Here is a 21,208-nt window from a genome sequence, read left to right as displayed (position 1 = left end):
AGCTCGATATGGAATAACGTTTTCTTTGAATGCGGAATGGGGGAATTCGTTTCTCCGTGGGCCCGGCCGTGCGCATGCAGGCGCCTGCACGGCCGGGCCGGCGGGCGGGTTCACGCGGAGAAGCGTTGCGGGCGGAAGTCCTGAAGCTGCGCCGTTTCGATACCGTCGAGCACTTCGATCGCGAACAGCTGGCCGATGGCCGGCGCGGACGTCATGCCGCTGTGCATCGCGGCCACGTGGACGTTCCGGTACTGGCGGCCGCGGCCCATGATCGGATACTCGTCGCGGGGCATGACGCGAAAGCCGAGCGTCATGGTGTCGAGTTCGATCCCCCGGGTCTCCGGCAGCAACCCGGTCACGCGTTCGAGCAGCTTCGCGCCGAGTTCGGGCGTGGGCACCAGCGCACCGGTGTCGCCGAAGTTCGAGCCGGCCACGATGCGCCCGTCGGGATTCTGCTTGATGTCGAGGCCGGCCGGCATCAGCACCTGATGCACGAGCGGCGGCATCGGCTTGCTATGGGCCAGGATGCCTTTCGACGTGCGGAGCGGGACGGGGATGCCTGCCTGCGCGCCGAGCCGCGTGGAGTCGTTGCCGGCCGCGATCACGACGTGATCCGCGACGAACGGCCCCTTGTCCGTCGTGACGCCGGTCGCGCGGTCGCCCTTGAAGTCGATCGTCGCGACGTTGGCCTTCGTCAGCGTGACACCGGCCCGGATGCCGGCCTCGACCAGCGCCAGCGTCGCGGCGACCGGGTCGAGCGTCCCGTCGATGGTCGAATGCCAGCCCGTGCCGAAGTCGCCGGCGCGCACGCCGGGCACGAGCCGTTCGAGATCGTCGCGTGTGATGTTGCTGATCGGATAGCCCCACGGCTGATGCAGCGCGGTCGTGTAGTGGAGCTTGTCGATCTGTTGCGGGTCCGGGCCGTACCACGAGATGCCGCCGCCCCATTGAATCTGCAGCGACGGGCCGATTTCAAGCTGAAGGCGGCGCCACCCGAGAATGCCTTCGTAGTTCAGCGCGTAGTACGAGTAGGGGGTCTTGTTGTTCGCGTTGATCCACGCGAACGAGTTGCGCGTCGTGCCGGACGCCGGCGCATCCTTCTCGATGAGCGTGACCTCGGCGCCGCGCCTGGCGAGGTGATACGCGATCGATGCGCCCATCACGCCGCTGCCGATCACGATCACGCGGTCTTTCGATCTCGCCGCCCGCACGATCTCGGGAAAGGCGCCGGCAAGCGGCGCTGCAAGGACGGGGAAGAATTGCCGGCGGTTCATGAGTGTCTCCTTGGATTGATATGATTCGTAAAACTAACGAAATAAATGGCCGGATGACCCGGCGGCCGTGTGTCGGTCAGGTGTGCGTCAGGTCTCGATGAGATTGAGGAACTGGCGTACGCGCGGGTGGGTGCTGGCCGTGAAGAACGCATCGGGCGTCGTGTCTTCGACCACCACGCCGTTCTCCATGAACACCACGCGATCGGCGACGTCCTGCGCAAAGCGCACTTCGTGCGTGACGACGAGCATCGTCATCCCGTTGCCCGCGAGTTCCCGCATGACCGCGAGCACGTCTTCGCGCAGCGCCGGATCGAGCGCGGAAGTCGGCTCGTCGAACAGGATGACTTCCGGATCCATCGCGAGGCCGCGCGCGATGGCCACGCGCTGCTTCTGGCCGCCGGACAGCCGCGCGGGGTATTCACCGGCCTTGTGCGCGAGGCCGACGCGATCGAGCAGGTGCAGGCCGCGCTCGACCGCCTCGGCCTTTCTCACGCCCTTGACGCTCACGAGCCCCTCGATGACGTTTTCCAGCGCGGTGCGATGCGGGAACAGGTTGAACGACTGGAACACCATCGCCGTGCGCTGGCGAATGGCCTTGATGCGTTTCTGCTCGTCGCGCGACAGCGCGGTGCCGCCCGTGCGCGTGATGTCGATGCCGCACACCGACACCGTGCCCGCGTCGGGCAGTTCCAGAAAATTCAGCGAACGCAGCAGCGTGGTCTTGCCGGAGCCGGACGGCCCCATCAGCACGACGACTTCCCCGCGCGCGACGCGGAAGTCGACGCCCCGCAGCACGGCGTTTGTCCCGAACGACTTGGTCAGCCCCTGAACGACGATGGTATGCATGGTGGTATTCATTGAAAGCGCCGCGACACCCGGCCTTCGAAAATCGTCTGGACGATCGTCAGCACCTGGTTGATGACCCAGTAGATGAGGCCGACCATCAGGAACATCTCGAGGTAGCGGAAGGTTGACGCGCCGACCTGGTCGGCCACGCGCGTGAGTTCGACGACGGTGATCGTGGACGCCAGCGACGTGTCCTTGATCAGCGCGATCATCCGGCTGCCGACGGGCGGGATCGCGATGCGCAGCCCTTGCGGCAGGATCACGCGCCACATCATCTTCCAGTAGCTCATGCCGAGCGAATGCGCGGCCTCCCACTGGCCGCGATCGACCGCGTTGATCCCCGAGCGGAAGTTCTCGCTGAGGTATGCCGCGGAAAAGAGCGTGAGCGCGAGCAGCGCGGCTGGCACCGGGTCGAGCGTGATGCCGTAGCGCGGCAGGCCAAAGTAGATCAGCAGGATCTGCACCAGCAGCGGCGTGCCGCGGAAGACCGACACGTACGCGAACGCGACGCCGCGCAGGAAGCGGATCGACGAAACCCGCGCGAGTGCGACGGCGAGCCCCAGTGCCGACCCGAGCACGAACGACGCGAGGCCGAGGAACACGGTCATCGTCACCGCGCTTTCGAGCAGCGGCAGCGACCGCATGAAGAGATCGAACATGCGTTACTCCTTCTGCGCCTTCGCCTTGGCGATGTTGCCGACCATGTCGTAGGTCGGGCCGACCCAGCGTTTCGCGAGCCGTTCGAGCGTGCCGTCGGCCGCCATGTCGTCGATCGCCTTGTCGACGGCGGCAAGCAGCGCCGGTTGCCCCTTCACGAGTGCCGGTGCGGAAAGCTGGTAGATCAGCGGTTCGCCGACTTCCTTGACCGGCAGGTGATTCACGTTCGCGTATTTCATCCCGCCGAAGTGGGAGATGATCACGGCGTCGAGGCGGCCGCTGCCGAGATCGTTGAACACGAGGCCGCCGTTGTCGTACGCGCGGATGTCGGAATCCTTCAGATGTGCGCGCGCCCAGGCTTCGTTCGACGAGCCCGTGGTCACGCCGACGCGCTTGCCCTTGAGATCTGCCTGCCCGTGGATGTTCGCGTTGTCGGTGCGCACGAAGATGCGGAAATCTTCGACGCCGTACGGCTTCGCGAAATCGACCTGCTTGCTGCGCTCGGCCGTCGGCGTCAGGTCGTTCATCACGAGGTCGTACTTGCCGGCCTTGAGCCCTTCGACGAAGTTCTTGTACGCATCGGCGATGAACACGACCTGCTTCACGCCGATGCGCTTGCCGACTTCGCGCGCGACTTCGACGTCATAGCCGGCCGGCTGGTTGCGGTCGTCCAGCAGGCTCCACGGCGGGCTGCTCTGCGTGTTCGCGACCCGCAGCGTGCCGCTGGTGCGTGCGGCCGCGAGCAGGTCCGCCGCACCGGCATGAGCGCTGGACAATGCCAGCGCGCCCGTGATGCCGAGCGTGACGAGGCATCTGGCCAGCGCGCGTGTGGTCTGATTTTTCATGGTGTCTCCTTGGGTGTCGGTTTGTCGCGCACGACTGGCGCGTTACGCTGCGCGGTTCCGGACGTCGGTGAACGCGGCGAGGCCGGTGCACAGATCGTCGATCAGCAGATCGGGGGATTCGAGCCCGATCGACAGGCGGATGATCGGCTGGTCGGTCAGCGGGAACGGGCGCTGGGCCTGCAGCGGCGCCGGGTAGTACGCGGCGAGGCTGTGCACGCCGCCCCAGCTCGCGCCGATCGCGAAGTGGCGCAGCGCATCGAAGAACGCGGTGAACGCGGCTTCCGGCGCGGGTTCGAGCATCAGCGAGAACAGGCAGCCGTTGCCGGAGAAATCGCGCTTCCAGATCGCGTGGCCGGTATCGGACGGCAGCGCGGGGAACAGCACCTTGCGCACGGCCGGATGCGCTTCGAGCGATTGCGCGACGCGCAGCGCCGCCGCGCTTTGCGCGTCGAAACGGACCTTGAGGGTTTCGAGGCCGCGCAGCACGAGGAAGCAGTCGTCGGGGCTCGCCTGCTGGCCCAGGATGCTCTGCGTCTCGCGCAACGTCTCGTAGTAGCCGAAGTCGTTCATGCTGATCGCGCCGAGCAGCAGGTCGGAGTGGCCGCCGAACAGCTTCGTGGCCGCTTCGACGCTCAGGTCCACGCCGTGCTCGAGCGGACGGAACGCGAGCGGGCTGGCCCACGTGTTGTCCATCATCGTCATCACGCCGTGGCGGCGCGCGACGTCGACGATCGCGGGGATGTCCGGCATCTCCATCGTCACCGTGCCCGGCGATTCCATGCAGATCATGCGCGTATTCGGCCTCACGTACCGCTCGATGCCGGCGCCGATCGACGGTTCGTACAGTTCGACTTCGACGGCGAACAGCGCGAGCCATTTCTGCGCGAAGGTCTTGAGCGCGCCGTAGCAGGCCGCCGACACGAGCAGGTGATCGCCGCCGCGCACGAAGCCCATCACGGACGTCATCAGCGCGGCCTGTCCGGACGGCGCAAGCACGCAGTGCGCGCCGCCTTCGAGCGCGGCGATGCGGCGTTCCAGTTCGCGCGCAGTCGGCGTGCCGGTGATGCCGTAGCTGTAGCCGTCGGGCTGGCGCTCCTTGCGGCGGGCGAAATCGTCGAGCGAATCGAACACGACGGTCGATGCGCGCATGACCGCCGGCGACAGGCTGCGGAACGGTTGCGGGGGGAGCGGCGTGGTGGTCGTCATGGTGCGGGTCTGGTTTCCGTGGCTGTCAGATGGGATGACATGAAGTTTTACTTTCGCGCCGGTTTGCATCAACATCGGAAATAATTAGGTTGATAAGCAGAGGTTATAGGTGAGCGTGCGCGATATCGAGGTGTTCCGGGCCGTGATGAACGCCGGCAGCACCAGCAAGGCGGCCGGCGTGCTGGAGATTTCGCAGCCGGCGGTGAGCCAGTCGATCCGGCGGCTCGAAGGCATGGCCGGGTTCCGGCTGTTCGAGCGCGTGCGCAGCCGTCTCGTGCCGACGCAGGAAGCCGTCGCGCTGATGCGCGACGTGGATCGCTACTTTCTCGGCTTCGAGGTGATCGAGCACCGGATCCGCAGCCTGCGTTCGTACGGTTTGGGGCGGCTTGCGATCGCGTCGCTGCCCGCACTCGGCACCGGCTTCCTGCCGCGCGTGATCGCGTCGTTCGACGCGGCGGCGCGCGACGTGCAGATTTCGCTGCAAGTGATGAGCTCGCGCGAGGTTCACGAGAAGGTGTCGGCCGGGCAGGTGGATTTCGGGTTGATGTCCGACGAGATGTCGATGGCCGGGCTGGAGCATTCGTCGTTCGTCAGCATGCCGGGCGTGGCCGTGATGAGCGCCGGGCATCCGCTCGCGGCCAAAAGCGTGATCAGGGCCGAGGATCTGTCGCAGGCGCCCTTCATCGCGCTGAACCCGGAGGACAGCACGCGGTTGCGGCTCGAAACGCAGTTGCGCGGGCTCGGTGTCGCGCTGAAGCCGCTGGTGGAAACGCCGTATTCGCACACCGTGTGCGAACTCGCGCTGGCCGGCGTGGGCGTGGGGTTCGCGCATCCGCTCGTGGCGCTCGATTTCGTCCAGCGCGGGCTGGTCGTCAGGCCGTTCGATGTCGACGTCGCGTTTACGGGCGTGCTGGTGTTTCGTCCGGGCACGCCGATGTCGGAGAACGCGCGGGTGTTTCTGCAGCACATGCGGATTCAGCTGGAGGCCGACCGGAATGCGTTGGCTGCGTTGTCAGGCAGGAAGGGGCGGGGGAGTGCGCGGGGGGCGGGCGGTGGCGGTTGAGGTGGCGGCTGCCCGGGGGCGTGCACGGACGCCCCGATGTCCATGAGGGATTCGGCAGCATCACGGTGGGCAATCAGTACGACTTGATAATGGATTCGCTCTTTTCGAAGGGCAATGCAATGTCTCGGGACATTTCCGGGCTGTACGGTTTCCGGAATGGCCCGTTCCAGCGGCTCGCACTTCTGGACAACCAGCCCGGCGCGTTCGACCGGGACCGCACCGCAGGCCGTTCCGCGAGCCAGGCGGTGGCGCGGGTCGGGTCGCATATGGTGTTCTGACGGAGTTCGGCACCGCGTTTCTCAAGCCCGCAAGGCGACACATGCACGCCCTGCGCCGATATTTCCCGCCATCTGGATTTCCCGGGCAGTCCACGGTACGACGATATTTTTCCTGGTAAGTGAGCGGTAAGTCGACTGGTCCTACAGTAGCCCCCGTTTCGATCGTCGACTCCAGGAAAATGATTGTGAAAACTGCTTCCCGCCGCGAACGTCCGTTATTGCTGCTTGCCGCATCATTTGCACTTTCGTCTGCGTCCGCGTGGGCGGACGAGGGCATGATCCCGCCCGACACCGGCAATTCGGGGCTGACCATACTCGACAACGCGACGAACGTGACGCATTGGGGGCTGGGTGCCGGAGTCGGCATCGCGCCGTCGGTCTACCAGGGCGATAGCAACCGCGTGTTGCCGTTTCCGCTGGTCTATTTCGACAACAAGTGGGTACAGGCCATCGGTACCACGGCCGACCTGAAAATCGGCAGCTGGGGCGGTGTCAGCGTCGCGCTGCGCGGCCAGTTCTCGCTCTTCGACGGCTACAAGGGCTCGGACGCGCCGATCCTGAACGGCATGGAAAATCGCAAGGGCGCACTATGGTACGGGCCTGCACTGGCGTGGGGCACCGGGCTCGGTACGTTGACGGGCACCTTCCTGTTCGGCGGAAACAAGGGCGAGCGCGCGAAAATCGGCTTCGAGAAGGCGTTTGCTTTCGGCCCATTCTCGGTCGCGCCGCACGTCGGTGCGGAATGGCTGAGCGACAAATACGTCGACTACTATTACGGCGTGCGACCATCGGAGGCGCGCGCGTGGCGCGCCGCCTACAGCGCGGGTTCGACCGTGAACGTGTCGGCCGGCACGCGTATCGACTACCGCCCGACCAAGCAGCAGACGATCTTTGTGGACGTCGGCGTGACGCGTCTCGGCGATGCCATCACCGACAGCCCGATCGTCGGAAGACGGTTCGTTCCCGAAGCCAGGATTGGCTACATGTATCGGTTCAAGTGAGTGCGAGTATGCCAAGAGTGGCGATTGTCGAGGATCATGAGCGCCTCGCCGACCTGTTGTCCCAGGCGTTGGCCGCTGCGGGAATCGAATCCGACCGGTTCGGCAACGTGCGGGAAGCCGCTTATGGTGTGGATCGGGCCGACTACGCGTTGATGATCATCGACCGCGGATTGCCCGACGGGGAAGGGCTGGCGTTCCTGCGGACGCTGCGCGCGGCAGGGCGAATGACGCCTTGCCTGATGCTGACGGCGCGCGACGCGTTGCATGATCGCATCGACGGGCTCGAAAGCGGTGCCGACGATTACGTGACCAAGCCGTTCGAAATGAGCGAACTCGTCGCGCGCGTGCGCACGCTGATGCGGCGCCCGGCGCTGCTGACGACGCTCGTCGCGTCGTTCTCGGATGTCACAGTGGATCCGCCGCAGCGTGTGATGCGATGTGGCGACCGGACGGTGCTGCTTGCGCCGGCCGAGTTGCAGATCATGCTTTGCCTGATCGAAGCCGCCGGCCGGACCGTACGGCATTCGATCCTCGAGCATGCCGCATGGGGGCTCGGGGAGGCGGTCACGCCGAACGCGCTCGAGGTGACCGTGCACCGCTTGCGCAAGAAGCTGGCTGCGATCGGTGCAACGATGCGGCTGACCAATATCCGCGGTGCCGGCTTCGCACTGCGGGACGCATGACGCTTCGTCGCGTCTCGCTCGTTGCTGCTTCAGGGTAAGAAAGCCATCATGTTCCATCACTGGATTCGACGCCTGTCGACGCGTCTGTGGGTGACCAACGTCGTTGCGTTCGCGATCAGCCTGGCGCTGCTGTCCGCGCTGTCGGTGTATGCCCTCGATCAGTACCCGGAGTTCTTCGGGCGACGGCAGCAGATGGAGAGCATCCATCATATCGAGGCCGGCTTGCGCTTCGACGCCACCGGGCGTCCGGCAGCGGTGCAACTGGGCGAGCGTCCGGCGCTGATGTTCCGGCTCCTGCCGACCGAGGTGAAGTATCGCGTGCTCGATGCGACGGGGAAGACGTTGCTGGCGTCGATGCCTTCGAACGGCGATCGGCCGTGGTTGACGGAGGACCTCGCGAAGGCGGCCGGCAAGGTACGGCCCGCCACGATCGACGGCAACGCGTATTCGGTTGCCACGCAGCGCGCATCGAACGGCAGCGTCGTTTATTACGTGCAGGTGGCGCAAAGCAGGCAGCTGCTCGATGCGCTCATCATCGCGAGAATCGATCCGATACCGAAGACCGTCGGGTTTGTGCTGGCCATTGCGACCATCATTTTCGGGCTGACGCTGCCGTTGACGATCAGCCGCGTGCTGAAGCCGTTGCGGGAGGTATCGCGTGCGGCGACGGGCATCGAGCCGCGTAACCTGAAGACGCGGTTGTCCCCGGATGGCATTCCGAGCGAGATCAAGCCGCTGATCGATGCGTTCAACGATGCACTGACCCGGCTCGAGAACGGCTTCGCGGTTCAGCAGCAGTTTCTGGCCGATGCCGCGCATGAGTTGCAGACGCCGCTTACGCTGGTCAGAGGCCAGATCGAGCTGCAGCCCGATATCCGGCAGAAGGCGCTGCTCCTTCGCGAGATCGACCTGATGGCGCGGCAGGTCAAGCAGCTACTGCATCTGGCCGAAGTGAGCGAGGCGCAGAACTTCAGCTTCGGCGACGTGAACGGCGTCGACGTTGCGCGAGACGTCGTGAGCCTGCTGGCCGGAAAAGCGGATGCGAAGCAGGTGAAGCTCCATATCGAAGCGCGCGAATCCGCTTCACCCATACGGGCGGATAGCGGGGCGCTTTTCATCCTGCTCAAGAACCTTCTCGAGAATGCGATCAACGCGTCGCCTTCGGACGGCGTCGTCGTGCTGACCGTTCTCGACACGGCGATTCATGTCGACGATGAAGGGCCGGGCATTCAGCGGGAGCATCTGCCGCGGCTCTTCGACCGATACTGGCGGGCGCCGGATTCGCGGTACGACGGGGCCGGTCTCGGGCTGGCGATCTGCAAGGAGATTGCGGTGGCCCATCAATGGAAACTGACGGTCGATGTGCTGGCGACAGGGACGCGGTTCAGCGTGTGGTTTTAGGCTGGTTTGAGGGGATTCCGACCCTTATGCGGGGCGTGCAGGTCCGTGGGTTCCCTCGGGGCGAGGGGGCCTGTGCCGCAGAAGTGCTGCTTTTCGATAGCCACTTGCCCGGTGTCGATTTTTCGATATAATGAATCAAAGTTCGAAATGTCGAACGTGAGAAGTCAAGCATCCAGAGTCGGATTCTCCGACGCCAACCTGCCCTCCCGGGCAAGGTGGACGCCCCTGAGGCGATGCGGCCGATTTACGGCAACGAAACGGGAGCAGCACGGCTGGCACCGGTTCGGTAATCACTTAACCGGAGCTACCATGAGCCAAGTTTCCTCCACTTCCCGCCCGGCAGTCTGTGAAGACTGGTCGCAGTTTCTTCCCGGTTTTACGCTGACGCACACGGTTCATCTCGTATCGGGATTGAATCCGGGCATCGTCTCGACAGCTGCAGCTGTGCTCGAAGGTGAAACGGCCACGGTCGATCGGTGGGCCATCGCCCGGCGTGGTGATGTGCTCGAGCAGAAGATCGTTCTCGGTGAAATGACGGAAGGGCAGGCGGTGCGGCTGCGTGAACGGCTTGCTGCGCTGGAGGGTGTGCTCCGCACGAGGGTGGAGCATCATTTCGTGCGGGGTGGTTCGGCTACCGCCGAAAATGCATCGGGGAGCGGGCGTTAGGCGAGGCATTCGTTGATGATGCCGATGTTGAATAATTTTGTTTGCGAGCGCAGAAGGATGCGCTTCCGTGACCGCTGTCAGCGAAAAATCAAGAACTTACAGTGTCACCGCGCTGCGCCATTGAGGCTCTACGCTTTGCAAAAACGTAAGGCGATGCGACAGACAAGTAGTATTCAATGATTCTCTTTACGTGAGATTTGGCCAAGCGCATAGTCGCGGAAAGCACTCTATGCTATCCATAGGCGGTCAGATTCTACCGATTCAATGGTTGCTCGAAAGAAATATCCCCCACAATCTGCGTAGACTTTATGCAGTCGTCATAGAAATGATCACTCGTTATTTTTCTGTCGAGACATAAATTCCCCGTGTTTTTCGGTTTGCTCCACATCCGAATAGTTTGATCTCGAAATTGAGGCGCTAGGCTTGACATCATGATTGATGTGTTCGGCGTCAAGATGTATCTGACAGCGATGTGTGGGCATACTCCCAAATCCAGGTTGGGCCACGGGACGTAGTGTTCAATGCTCGCGATGATCATGCAAGCACTGACAAGTATCCTTAGTATTGGGTATCATCAGGGGATAGAGTAAACATCGAGGCGCATTGGGTGTGTAATTTCAGTTTTTCATTTTATGCACCTAATCGCGTCTTGTGTTGCAAATTTTACGTCCCTAAAGCGACTGTGAGATGGGATATGCGGCATGCGTTGTTGAAAGCAGCATCAAAGGCAGTTTCATGATAGATGTACCAAGTCTTATCGAGTGGAGTGGTGTGAAAAATAGTTCGGGATCACGCCTGATGCTCAGCAGAAATTTATGGTAGTAAGGCACATTCGCTAGCCACTAAAACGAAAACGGAGAACGCTGAAGGCGGCGGTTGCATTTATATGGCATTACCAAAACCAATAGGAAAGCAGCTGGAAGTCGTGTGTCTACCAGCAACCGGGCAGCACGTAGTACTCGGCACCGCCGGTAGCGGCAAGACTACGATGGCAGTGGCTCGCGCAAGGTATCTGACGAACAATCTTCTGCCGGATGCGGGCAGAACGTTGATTGTCACGTACAACAAAGCGCTGATGAACTACATCAAGAGTTTCGGGAGCGAGATTCCAGAAAATGTTGATGTTCGGAACTACCACCTCTTTGCTCGTGGCTATCTGAAGTCGTGCGACAAACTACCCGACCGGTGTATCGCAATACCACGTCAGCGCGAGCAGCTCATCGAACGGGCGCTTCAAGACATCAAAGACAGCTATGAAGATCATGCCTTCTTCCATCGGCCGCTGAAATTTTTTCTAGACGAGATACAGTGGTTGAACGGGCGCAATATCGAATCGGTCGACCGCTACAACGAAGTAACTCGGACAGGTCGAGCTTCGGCACAGATGGATCGCGTGTTGCGCCCCATCATGTGGGAAATACTTGAGCGCTACCGTGAATTGAGAGCGAAATCAGGAAAGCTCTACGACCTGGACGACATTGCAGCCGCGGTGTCGAGTTCACTGGACCAGGATGAGCGTCCAAGGATGTACAAGCATGTCATTGTGGACGAAGGACAAGACCTTTCAATAGAGATGATTCGGTCCTTAACGAAGACTATTCCAGCAGGCGGCTCCATTACATTTTTTGGGGATGTAGCGCAGCGAATCTATGGTCACGGTCGTGGAATGAGTTGGCGGGAGGTTGGATTTCAAACGCGACAGGTCTGGCGCTTCGAGAAAAATTACCGAAACACGCGCAACATTGCCAATCTAGCAGTTGCAGTGTCAGAGATGCCGTATTTTCTGGGTGGCCAGGACATGATTGCGCCGATTGTGTCTGCTGCCGACGGCCCCAAACCAGCACTCGTTCGCTTCGTCGATCCGGAAGCGGAGCGCGATCTGGTCGGGAAATTGGTGGAAACGCAGTATCGAACTAAAAGCGTGGCAGTTCTGCTACGTACTCACGAGAAAATTCGAGAAATCCGCCCGTATTTACCCTCCGAGGCGGCGCAACTCAAGGGAGAAGATGCAAATTGGATGGCAGGGCATGGTGCCTACTTTGGTACCTATCACTCTGCTAAGGGCCTTGAGTTTGATCTAGTAATTCTCCCATTCTTATCCGACTCTGATATACCGAACTTGAAAGACATCGAGGCGGACGAAGTGGACGAGATACGTGCCGAAGACAGCAGACTCCTCTATGTCGGTATCACTCGCGCAAAGACTTCGCTAATGCTCACCTACACTGGAAGCATTACGGAATTGCTACCACAGGATGATTGGCTTTACGACAGGAGTTCACGATGACTGCGAACACGGACATCCTGAATGATTGCACTAGGCGGGGAATTACACGCTTGTGCCACTTTACGCCGTCAAGAAATCTCATTCACGTCCTAGCCTCCGGATATCTGAAGGACCGTCAGACGCTGGACACAGAGTCCCTCGACGAGGTCAATCCGACCGATGGATACCGGTTGGATGGACACCGCGACAAGATATGCTGTTCGGTCGAGTATCCCAATAGCTACTACCTTGATATCGTGACAAAAAAGGAGTTGATTTTCCTGGACTGGGTGATCCTGTTTATTGATCCCGTGGTTTTGTGGTCACCCAGTACACTCTTTTGTCCGCGAAATGCAGCTGCTGAGAGCGGTGCGCTGATAGCGGGTGGATGGTTGGGATATGAGTCCATGTTTGCGCCACGAATCCAAGGGACGGGGGGGCGGTCTTTCAGGCGTCAAGCCTCACACTTGTCTTGTTCACCGACAGACATGCAAGCAGAAGTTCTCGTACCTGGACCCATCCCAATAGATGCCATTCAAGGCATGGCTATGTGCACGGAGAGGCAGGCCCAAACCGAGAGAGCGCGCTGGAGCACGTTAGGCCTGTCAGCACCGACCGTGCCGACGGTTGTTGCCCCGGTCTTGTTCGATAAAATGGAACTGAGACAACATATTTGGACGGGGCGTCGCCCCGCCGAGACCGCAGTATGAGCGAAAGCATCATGAACCGTCCCGAAGAGCAGGCGACCATTACGAGCCCCGAACGCGCTGTTGCAGCATTTGTTGGTGCTGCTGTCGGAGACGCTCTCGGCTGGCCATTCGAGGGCAGAGCGGCCGGCAAACTCGATGTTCGAAAATGGAACGGTCAATTCGTCGACTGGACGAAGCGTAGCGGCAGCAGATTCTCACCTCGTTTGGACCGAATAGACGCAGGAGCTTATAGTGACGATACTCAGCTTATTCTAGCCGTATCGCGCTCGCGCACGACCGAGAAGTATTGGTGGGAACATTTTGCTCGCGTCGAATTGCCTTTTTGGACTTGCTACGAACGCGGCGGTGGTGGCGCAACGAAACGTGCAGCCAACTCATGGCTGGCAGGAGTTGCTCCGTGGGAGTCCAAAGTCAAAGACGTTCCCAAGCGATACTTTGAAGCCGGAGGCAATGGCGTTGCGATGCGTGTATTGCCGCATTGCGTATCTCATGCGAGAGACGTCAACTTCTCCGCGCTGGCGGAAGACATTCTGGCCGACGGCGTAACGACGCATGGCCATCCGCGGGCGCTCGTAGGTGCACTCGCCTTTGGATACATCCTCTGGAGCGCTTTCAAGAGAGTCGGCACACTCGACTATGGGTCCTTGCTTCGCCAATGCGTTGAAGAGACAAATGTCTGGGGAGTACTGCCGGACATTTCTCACCAGTGGCTGTCGTGGCTTCCGGCAACGAGAAAGCACGTAGAAGATTTCGATGAACGTTGGCGTCTCACGGTAGGTGAGTTTGTTGGTCTTTGTCGTCATGCCATCGATGGTTTGGAGGCTGGAGTTCTTTCGGATGACATGGTTGTCATGAAGGCACTCGGGGGCGTAAGTCCAAAGACGAATGGTGCCGGTACGACCACCGCTGTTGCAGCGCTGTACTACGCATCCCGATATGCCGCTTCCCCGTTAGAAGGCATGCGTTGCGCGGCCGCGTCCGAGGGGGCGGACACAGATACTCTTGCGTCAATGACGGCCAGTCTTCTGGGTGTAATAAACGGCACGTCGTGGCTGCAAAACTATGAGAGAAAACTTCAAGATGTTGACTACATTCAGCACGCTGCAAAGCATCTGGTTTTCATGTGTACGACCGATGCGACTTGCAACCAGGTAACCAAACGGGACCTTGCTGAATTCAAAAGGCAACTGAGAGGCGACGAGGTTTCATCGGGAAGCTTGTTGCCGATTGGGTTGCGAGTGACGTCCGTTGAGTGTCGTCACGAGCGGCTCGGCGAGCGCGTATTTGAAACGCATGTAGTAGCGACGGATGCTGGGTTGACGCTGTTTATTCCGGGCGGCGGGTCGATCAAAAAGCTGGACAGCCCGCAAAGCATTTCGGAGAGCACAAAGCGTCAGAGAAGGGGGGAATTGACGGCGGAGACTCCTCCGTACTCGGAAGTTGATTTCGAACCCGCGGTTGGCATGTCTCTCCTCGTTATAGACCTTGGCGAGTCGCGCGTATTCTACGAAATTTTTCTGGGGCTGAAAGTCACCGGCGTATCGCAAAAGGTTGTTCGCTTTTCATCAACGCTTGCTTTACGGGAAGATACGGACGCACCCCAACCTTGTGTGGGCGTCAAACTTTTCGTCAACGTCTCCGACGTAAACTCATGCTTGGCAAGATTGACCGAAGCGGGTGTTGACTCTTCGGAAATCGTGTTGCGAGGAAATACCCGCTCTTTCGAGTGTCGAGACCCTGCCGGGTATCTCGTCGAAGTATTCGAGCGCCTAAAGGCCCATGCAACGAATTGAGAAAATCATGGTGCATGTACTGTGCCAACCTCGAAGGTGTGACTGCCGCGATGCGTGCAGTCCCCCCGCAATGCAATGGTGGTGCTAGGGATTGCGCAACGCTTCCCCTCACTCCACCGTCACCGACTTCGCCAGATTCCTCGGCTTATCAATATCCGTCCCCCGCGCCAGCGCGGCGTGATACGACAGCAGTTGCATCGGCACCGTATGCAGAATCGGCGACAACGGCCCGTAGTACTCGTTGAGCCGAATCACCTCGATTCCCTCACTCGGCACCAACCCGCAGTCCACATCCGCGAACACGAACAGCCGCCCGTTCCGCGCGCTAACCTCATGCATGTTCGACCGGAGCTTCTCAAGCAGCATGTCATTCGGTGCGACCGCGATCACCGGCATCTCGTTACTCACGAGCGCCAGCGGCCCATGCTTCAGCTCACCCGCCGGATAAGCCTCCGCGTGAATATAAGAAATCTCCTTCATCTTCAGCGCGCCTTCGAGCGCGATCGGATAATGCATCCCGCGCCCGAGAAACAGCATGTTGTCGCGTCGTGCGAGCAACTCTGACCACGCCATGATCTGCGGCTCCAGCGCGAGCACTTTCGACATCGCATCGGGCAGATGCCGCAGCGCGCGCAGATGCTCCTTCTCCTCGTCGTCGCTCAACCTTCCACGCACCTGTGCCAGTGACAACGTCAGCAGGAACAACGCCACAAGCTGCGTCGTGAACGCCTTCGTCGAAGCCACCCCGATCTCGACCCCCGCCCGCGTGACGAACTGCAGCGCACATTCACGCATCAGCGCACTCGTCGCGACGTTGCAGATCGCGAGCGTATGCATCATCCCGCTGCGTTTCGCGACATGCACAGCCCCGAGCACATCCGCCGTCTCGCCGCTCTGCGACACTGCGACCACCAGCGTACGCGGATTCGGCACGCTGTCGCGATAACGAAACTCGCTGGCAATCTCGACGCTCGCCGGCAGCTTCGCGATGCTCTCGATCCAGTACTTCGCGGTCAATGCCGCGTGATAACTGCCGCCGCACGCGAGCAGCAGCACCGAATCGACATCATTGAACACGCGCCACGCACCATCGCCGAACAGCTCCGGCATGATCGACGAAACGTCGAGCAGCGTATCGGCCACGGCCTGTGGCTGCTCGAAGATCTCCTTCTGCATGTAGTAACGATACGACCCGAGATCGGCCGCGCCGCTATGCGCGGCGACGCGTTGCACTGCGCGCTCGACGCGCTGGCCGTTCGTATCGACGATCCAGTAACGATGCAGCTGGATATCGGCGACGTCGCCGTTCTCCAGATACGCGATGCGATCGGTGATACCCGACAGCGCGATCGCATCGGATGCCAGAAAATTCTCGCCTTCACCGACACCCACCACGAGCGGCATCCCGTCGCGCGCGCCGACGATCCGGTGCGGCTCGTCGCGGCACATCACCGCAATCGCATAGCTGCCACGCAGTCGCGCCACCGCACGCCGGACCGCATCGAACAGGTCGCCGTCGTACAGGTGGTCGATCAGATGCGCGATCGCCTCGCTGTCGGTCTGGCTCGCGAACACATAACCGTGCGCCTGCAATTCCGCGCGCAACTGATCGCAGTTCTCGATGATCCCGTTGTGCGACAGCGCGATGCGCGCATTTGCGTCGCTCGGCGAGAAGTGCGGATGCGCGTTGAGCGTGACGGGCGCGCCATGCGTGGCCCAGCGCGTATGCGCGATGCCGGTGTAACCCGACAGCGCCTGCCCGGCGATCTCGCGCTGCAGGTTGGCGACCCGATCGACGCTGCGGGCGCGCGCCAGCGCCCGGTCGCGGTAGACCACGACGCCGCACGAATCGTAGCCGCGGTATTCGAGCCGCTTCAGGCCGTCGACCAGGTTCGGCAGGATGTCCCGCTGGGCGACCGCCCCGACAATTCCACACATATCGCGCTCCGTAAATGTCCTGTCTGGACCCGTGAGAGCGATAGTAGAATCAGTGAAATGGAATTAAATTTCAAAAATCAGATAAAAGTGAAATGGACGGCGTATCATCGATCATGTTGAAATTAAATTTCACACACTGACCGGAAGGAGCCGCCGATGGCTGGCATCACCCTCGACGATCTCGACTTGCGCATCCTCGCGATCCTGCAGGACGACGCGTCGGTGTCGAACCTGCAACTGGCCGAGCGCGCGCTGTCGTCGCCGCCCACCTGCATGCGTCGCGTGCGGCGGCTGACGGAAGCCGGCGTGATCCGCCGGCAGGTCGCGGTGCTCGACCCGGTCGCGATCGGCACGGCCGTCACCGCGCTGATCGAGATCAGCCTCGACCGGCAGACGGCCGAGGACTACGACGCGTTCGAAACCTACGTCTGCGCGGAGCCGGCCGTCACGCAGTGCTACCGCGTGTCGCCGGGGCCCGATTTCGTCGTGGTAGCCGATCTGGCCGACGTCGCCGAATACGACGAGTTCGCACGGCGGTTGTTCACCGGCGCATCGAACGTTCGCAACGTGCGGACCTTCTTCTCGACGCATCGCGCGAAATTCGAAGCGAACGCACGCGTCTCGCATGCGATGCGCAAGCGCGCGTGATGCGACTGCGCCGTTCGACCCGAAGAAGCATCACGCATCACGCAGCCGCGGCCGCCTCCGCCAGTTGCAACGGCTTGCCGTACCCGAAGCAATGCGCGGGCTCCGGAAACACGCGCTGCCGCACGTCGTGCGCATACTGGCGGATCGCGTCGCGCATCACCGCATTCGCATCGGCGTAGCGCTTCACGAAGCGCGGCGTGTACGCATCGAATGCGCCGGTCATGTCCTCGGTCACGAGCACTTGCCCGTCGCACGCGGGCGATGCGCCGATGCCGATCGTCGGGATCGTCAGCGTGTCGGTCAGATGGCGCGCGAGCGCTTCTGCGGTGCCTTCGATCACCACGCTGAATGCACCGGCCTGCTCGGCCGCACACGCGGCGTCGAACACCCGTGCGGCCGAATGCGGGTCCATCCCCTGTGCGCGAAAGCCGCCCGTCGCATTGGCCTGCTGCGGCATGAGGCCGACATGCGCCATCACCGGGATGCCGCGATCGGTCAGGAAGCGGATCGTGTCGGCCATCTCGGTGCCGCCTTCGAGCTTCACGGCCTGCGCGCCGGTTTCGGCGAGGAGGCGCGCGGCGGAGCGATACGCCTGCGCGGGCGATTCCTGATACGTCGAGAACGGCAGGTCGACGACGACGCACGCCTGCGCGGCGCCGCGCACGACGGCGGCACCGTGTGCAATCATCATGTCGAGCGTGACGCGCAGCGTATCGGGCATCCCGTACAGCACCATGCCGACGGAATCGCCGACGATGATCACGTCGGCCACTTCGTCGACGAGTTTCGCCATCGGCGCGGAATATGCGGTCAGCGACACGAGGCTGCCGATGCCTTTGGTCGAGCGGATCGCGGTGACGGTCTTGCGGGTGGTGCGGGTATGAGCGCTCATGTGCGGAAGCCGTGTGAAAGACGAGCCGCCACGGTAGCATCGCGCTCGTTCGTGCAATGACCTTCGGAGGACGTCTTATGTTGCTGGCGGGACAATCGGGTGACCCTTACGCGGTGCCGCCGATGGCGCGCCTGCCGAGGCCGCTGTACGTGCGTGCGTTCGGGATTCCCGGCAACGTGAGCGTCGACGCGCACAGCCATCCGTGGGCCCAGCTGATGTATGCGACGCGCGGCGTGCTCGAGGTGTCGACGCCGTCGGGCCGGCAGCTGCTGCCGCCGCACTATGCGATGTGGATTCCGCCGCACGTGCCGCATGCGGTGTCGACGCGCGATTGCGTCGCGTTCCACAGCCTGTATCTCGACGCGGCGATCGCACGCAGCGACGCGAACGACGATTGCACGATCCTCTGCATGACGCCGCTGCTGCGCGAGCTGGTGATCGCGACGGGCGAGCTGCCGGTGAACTACGACGAGACGGGGCCGGACGGTGCGCTCGTGTGCCTGATCGCCGACCGGATCGCACGGATGCAGCCCGCGCCGCTGACGGTGCCGCTGCCGCGCGATCCGCGTCTGCTGAAAATCGCCCGGGCGTTGCATGCGGCGCCCGGCGACACGCGCAGTCTCGACGAATGGGGCCATCAGGTCGGCGCGACGCGGCGCACATTGTCGCGGCTGTTCCGGCAGGACACGGGGCTGTCGTTCACCGAATGGCGGCAGGCCGTGCGGCTGCTCGCGTCATTGCCGCTGCTCGATGCGGGCGAGCCGATCGGCACGGTGGCGGCCACGCTGGGTTACGACTCGACGTCGTCGTTCATCGCGCTGTTCCAGGCGAAATTCCGCGTGACGCCCGGCGCGTATGCGAAGCGCGAAGTGCGCCGGCCCGTGTTGAGCGCGTGACGCGCACGATCCGCACGACCCGTCAGAACGCGAGCGCTTGCTGCATCGGATCACGGGCGCCGCGTGAAAGCTCGGCGCCTTCGAGCGACAGCAGCGCGCGCTTGCGGTCGATGCCGCCGGCATAACCGGTCAGGCTGCCCGATGCGCCGACCACGCGATGGCACGGCACGATGATCGATACCGGATTGCGGCCGACCGCACCGCCCACGGCGCGTGCACCGCTCATCGGCAGCCCGACGCGCTCGGTGATGTCGCCGTACGACACGAGTTCGCCGAACGGAATCGCGAGCAGCTCCTTCCATACCCGCCGCTGAAACGCGGTGCCGTTCAGGTGGATCGGCACCGAGAACGTGTCGCGCGCGCCGGTGAAGTACTCGGCGATTTCTTCCGCGACCTTGCGCGCGATCGGCGACGTGGCGAATGCATCCGCTTCGCTCACGATCGAAACCGGCGGAAAGTATTTCTGGCCGACGAAGTACAGGCCCGTCAGCGCATCGTGCTCGATGCGCACGGCGATGTCGCCCAGCGGGCTCGGAATCAGGTGAGCGGGAGTCATCGCACTACATCTCCATGAAGGCGCCACACATGCAGTGCGGCATACGCACGCCACGGCGCCCAGCGCGCCGCATGCGGCGCAGATGATGGCACGGTCGCGCGTTCGTTGCGTGCGGGAAGCCACGCATCGTCGGCGGGGAACGCATTCGGCCAGGCCATCGCGCGCATCGCGACGTACTGCACCGCGCGTTCGTCGAAGCCGGGCATCGTGCGCAGCGCGGCGAGCGTCGCGTCGAGCGGCGCCATCGGTTCGAGCGCGAGCGTACCTTCGTCGACTGCGCGGGCGAGCGACACGATCGCCCGTGCCGCGTCGCGTTCGACGCCGATCGTTTCAAGGGCCGAAGGGGGCAGGGCGGCCAGCGTCGCAGCGGAAGGCAGCGCGTGCGTGAGGCCCGGTGGCGCGCTTTCGACCGACGTGCCGAAACGTTCGGCAATGCGTGCGAGCAAAGGCGTACCCGCATGCGCGGCCGCGAGCTGCTCGCCCGCGATCGCGCGGATCGCAATCTCGAGACCGTCGAACGCACCGGGCACGCGCAGGCCCGGCGAGCCGCTCGCGAGTTCGCCCAGATGCGCATCGATCACGTCGGGGCGGCTGTCGAGATCGAACAGCCTGCGCACGCGTGCAAGCACGGCCGGGACGACCGGCGTCAGCGTGCGCGACACGGTGACGGCCAGCGCGAAGCGCTGCGGCACGTGCGCGACGGACAGCCAGCCGGTCACGCGGCCGCCCTCGTTCCGGTCCGGCAGCTCGACGATGCGCGCATAACCCTGCGTGCCGATCCGCTCGACGCCGTCGATCTGCCGCTGTGAGAGAAAGCGCATCAGGTCGTCCCACGCGAACGGCGGCCGGTACGGCAACGGGAACGTCATGTCGCCATCGGCCGATGCACCGGCCCCTTTGCGCAGCCGCAACGGGTTGAGGCCGTAGCGCTGCCGGAACAGGTCGTTGAAGCGCCGCACGCTGCCGAACCCGGCCGTCGACGCGACGACGGCCACCGGCAACGCGGTATCGGTCAGTAGCCGCTTGGCCATCAGCAGCCGGTGCGTCTGCGCGAACTCGACCGGCGATACGCCGAACTGCGCGCCGAAGATCCGCCGCAGGTGACGCTCGGTCACGCCGACGCGCTGCGCGAGCGCATCGACGGAATGCACGTTCAGGAAACCGTCCTCGATCAGCGTCGCGGCCGCATCGGCGAGCGTGCCGGACAGGTCGAGCAGCCCGTGGCCGGGCGCGAGCTCGGGGCGGCAGCGCATGCAGGGCCGGAACCCGGCTTTCTCGGCGGCGGCGGCGGTCGGGTAGTAGCTGCAGTTCTGCGCTTTCGGCGGCTTCACCGGGCAGACGGGGCGGCAGTACACACCGGTCGTCGCCACGCCGACGAAGAACCAGCCGTCGAAGCGGCGGTTCCGCGAAAGCAGGGCGTCGTAGCAGGTGTCGGGATCGAGGCGCATGCGACGACTGTAAACCATCCCGGCCGCCGATTCTGGCTGGAATCGGACATGTGTATCGGCGGCTGCACGCTCGCGCGCGTGACGGGAAAATCCGGGAAAAACGGTTAATGCCAATCTGCGAAACAGTCGTCTCTTTTGGCA

The 21,208-nt window shown here is 62.6% G+C and carries 20 protein-coding genes and 1 riboswitch; of the genes, 11 read left to right on the top strand and 9 right to left on the bottom strand.

Annotated features, from left to right (window positions below; translation table 11 throughout):
- Nucleotides 1-110: 110 nt before the first annotated feature.
- The 5 genes from AC5LXK_RS29825 to metC form a co-directional block, all read right to left on the bottom strand.
- Complete coding sequence (locus tag AC5LXK_RS29825) at nt 111-1,274, bottom strand: NAD(P)/FAD-dependent oxidoreductase (RefSeq protein ID WP_493392232.1); 1,164 nt, start codon at nt 1,272-1,274, stop codon at nt 111-113.
- An 87-nt stretch (nt 1,275-1,361) separates the two neighbouring features.
- Nucleotides 1,362-2,120, bottom strand: coding sequence for an amino acid ABC transporter ATP-binding protein (locus AC5LXK_RS29820; protein ID WP_493392231.1), 759 nt, complete (start codon nt 2,118-2,120; stop codon nt 1,362-1,364).
- Nucleotides 2,121-2,128: 8 nt separating this feature from the next.
- A complete protein-coding gene (locus AC5LXK_RS29815; RefSeq protein ID WP_493392230.1) occupies nt 2,129-2,779 on the bottom strand; it encodes an amino acid ABC transporter permease in 651 nt (216 codons plus the stop codon).
- Between the two features lie 3 nt (nt 2,780-2,782).
- The gene (locus tag AC5LXK_RS29810) at nt 2,783-3,622 is read right to left on the bottom strand and encodes an ABC transporter substrate-binding protein (protein WP_493392229.1); all 840 of its coding nucleotides are present in this window, start codon (nt 3,620-3,622) and stop codon (nt 2,783-2,785) included.
- Between the two features lie 42 nt (nt 3,623-3,664).
- Nucleotides 3,665-4,828, bottom strand: a complete 1,164-nt coding sequence (metC, locus tag AC5LXK_RS29805; protein ID WP_493392228.1) for a cystathionine beta-lyase — start codon at nt 4,826-4,828, stop codon at nt 3,665-3,667.
- A gap of 109 nt (nt 4,829-4,937) precedes the next feature.
- Between metC and AC5LXK_RS29800 the strand changes: the two genes are divergently transcribed.
- The 9 genes from AC5LXK_RS29800 (at nt 4,938) to AC5LXK_RS29760 (ending at nt 14,689) form a co-directional block, all read left to right on the top strand.
- Nucleotides 4,938-5,891 carry a LysR substrate-binding domain-containing protein gene (locus AC5LXK_RS29800; protein WP_493392227.1) on the top strand — a complete coding sequence of 318 codons (954 nt, stop codon included), beginning with the start codon at nt 4,938-4,940 and terminating at the stop codon, nt 5,889-5,891.
- Nucleotides 5,892-6,010: 119 nt separating this feature from the next.
- Nucleotides 6,011-6,169, top strand: coding sequence for a hypothetical protein (locus AC5LXK_RS29795; RefSeq protein ID WP_493392226.1), 159 nt, complete (start codon nt 6,011-6,013; stop codon nt 6,167-6,169).
- A 185-nt stretch (nt 6,170-6,354) separates the two neighbouring features.
- A complete protein-coding gene (locus AC5LXK_RS29790) occupies nt 6,355-7,170 on the top strand; it encodes a MipA/OmpV family protein (protein WP_493394082.1) in 816 nt (271 codons plus the stop codon).
- A gap of 8 nt (nt 7,171-7,178) precedes the next feature.
- On the top strand, nt 7,179-7,853 hold the full coding sequence (locus AC5LXK_RS29785) for a response regulator transcription factor (protein ID WP_493392225.1): 675 nt from the start codon (nt 7,179-7,181) through the stop codon (nt 7,851-7,853).
- A 48-nt stretch (nt 7,854-7,901) separates the two neighbouring features.
- Nucleotides 7,902-9,254: a sensor histidine kinase gene (locus tag AC5LXK_RS29780; protein WP_493392224.1), complete on the top strand. Its 1,353-nt coding sequence runs from the start codon at nt 7,902-7,904 to the stop codon at nt 9,252-9,254.
- A gap of 163 nt (nt 9,255-9,417) precedes the next feature.
- Nucleotides 9,418-9,521: riboswitch (SAM-I-IV-variant riboswitch) on the top strand.
- Between the two features lie 42 nt (nt 9,522-9,563).
- The gene (locus AC5LXK_RS29775) at nt 9,564-9,920 is read left to right on the top strand and encodes a hypothetical protein (RefSeq protein WP_493392223.1); all 357 of its coding nucleotides are present in this window, start codon (nt 9,564-9,566) and stop codon (nt 9,918-9,920) included.
- 886 nt (nt 9,921-10,806) lie between these two features.
- On the top strand, nt 10,807-12,207 hold the full coding sequence (locus AC5LXK_RS29770; protein WP_493392222.1) for a 3'-5' exonuclease: 1,401 nt from the start codon (nt 10,807-10,809) through the stop codon (nt 12,205-12,207).
- Nucleotides 12,204-12,896, top strand: a complete 693-nt coding sequence (locus tag AC5LXK_RS29765) for a DarT ssDNA thymidine ADP-ribosyltransferase family protein (protein WP_493392221.1) — start codon at nt 12,204-12,206, stop codon at nt 12,894-12,896. Before AC5LXK_RS29770 ends, AC5LXK_RS29765 begins: the two co-directional genes overlap by 4 nt.
- A complete protein-coding gene (locus AC5LXK_RS29760; protein WP_493392220.1) occupies nt 12,893-14,689 on the top strand; it encodes an ADP-ribosylglycohydrolase family protein in 1,797 nt (598 codons plus the stop codon). The genes AC5LXK_RS29765 and AC5LXK_RS29760 overlap by 4 nt, the downstream gene beginning before the upstream one ends.
- A 108-nt stretch (nt 14,690-14,797) precedes the next feature.
- Here the strand turns inward: AC5LXK_RS29760 and glmS are convergent, their stop codons facing one another.
- The gene (glmS, locus tag AC5LXK_RS29755) at nt 14,798-16,627 is read right to left on the bottom strand and encodes a glutamine--fructose-6-phosphate transaminase (isomerizing) (protein ID WP_493392219.1); all 1,830 of its coding nucleotides are present in this window, start codon (nt 16,625-16,627) and stop codon (nt 14,798-14,800) included.
- A 156-nt stretch (nt 16,628-16,783) separates the two neighbouring features.
- Here glmS and AC5LXK_RS29750 point away from each other — a divergent pair, with 156 nt between their 5' ends.
- Nucleotides 16,784-17,275 (top strand): Lrp/AsnC family transcriptional regulator, encoded by a 492-nt coding sequence (locus AC5LXK_RS29750; protein WP_493392218.1) that lies wholly within the window; start codon nt 16,784-16,786, stop codon nt 17,273-17,275.
- A 37-nt stretch (nt 17,276-17,312) separates the two neighbouring features.
- On the opposite strand, the gene panB is transcribed toward AC5LXK_RS29750, so the two are convergent.
- Nucleotides 17,313-18,167 (bottom strand): 3-methyl-2-oxobutanoate hydroxymethyltransferase, encoded by an 855-nt coding sequence (gene panB / locus AC5LXK_RS29745; RefSeq protein WP_493392217.1) that lies wholly within the window; start codon nt 18,165-18,167, stop codon nt 17,313-17,315.
- A gap of 77 nt (nt 18,168-18,244) precedes the next feature.
- Between panB and AC5LXK_RS29740 the strand changes: the two genes are divergently transcribed.
- Nucleotides 18,245-19,063 carry an AraC family transcriptional regulator gene (locus AC5LXK_RS29740; RefSeq protein ID WP_493392216.1) on the top strand — a complete coding sequence of 273 codons (819 nt, stop codon included), beginning with the start codon at nt 18,245-18,247 and terminating at the stop codon, nt 19,061-19,063.
- A 22-nt stretch (nt 19,064-19,085) separates the two neighbouring features.
- On the opposite strand, the gene AC5LXK_RS29735 is transcribed toward AC5LXK_RS29740, so the two are convergent.
- On the bottom strand, nt 19,086-19,619 hold the full coding sequence (locus AC5LXK_RS29735; protein WP_493392215.1) for a methylated-DNA--[protein]-cysteine S-methyltransferase: 534 nt from the start codon (nt 19,617-19,619) through the stop codon (nt 19,086-19,088).
- Nucleotides 19,616-21,085, bottom strand: coding sequence for a DNA-3-methyladenine glycosylase 2 family protein (locus tag AC5LXK_RS29730; RefSeq protein WP_493392214.1), 1,470 nt, complete (start codon nt 21,083-21,085; stop codon nt 19,616-19,618). Before AC5LXK_RS29730 ends, AC5LXK_RS29735 begins: the two co-directional genes overlap by 4 nt.
- Nucleotides 21,086-21,208: the final 123 nt, after the last annotated feature.

The organism is Burkholderia pulmonis, assembly GCF_984667975.1.
This window is presented reverse-complemented; position numbering and strand designations above follow the sequence as displayed.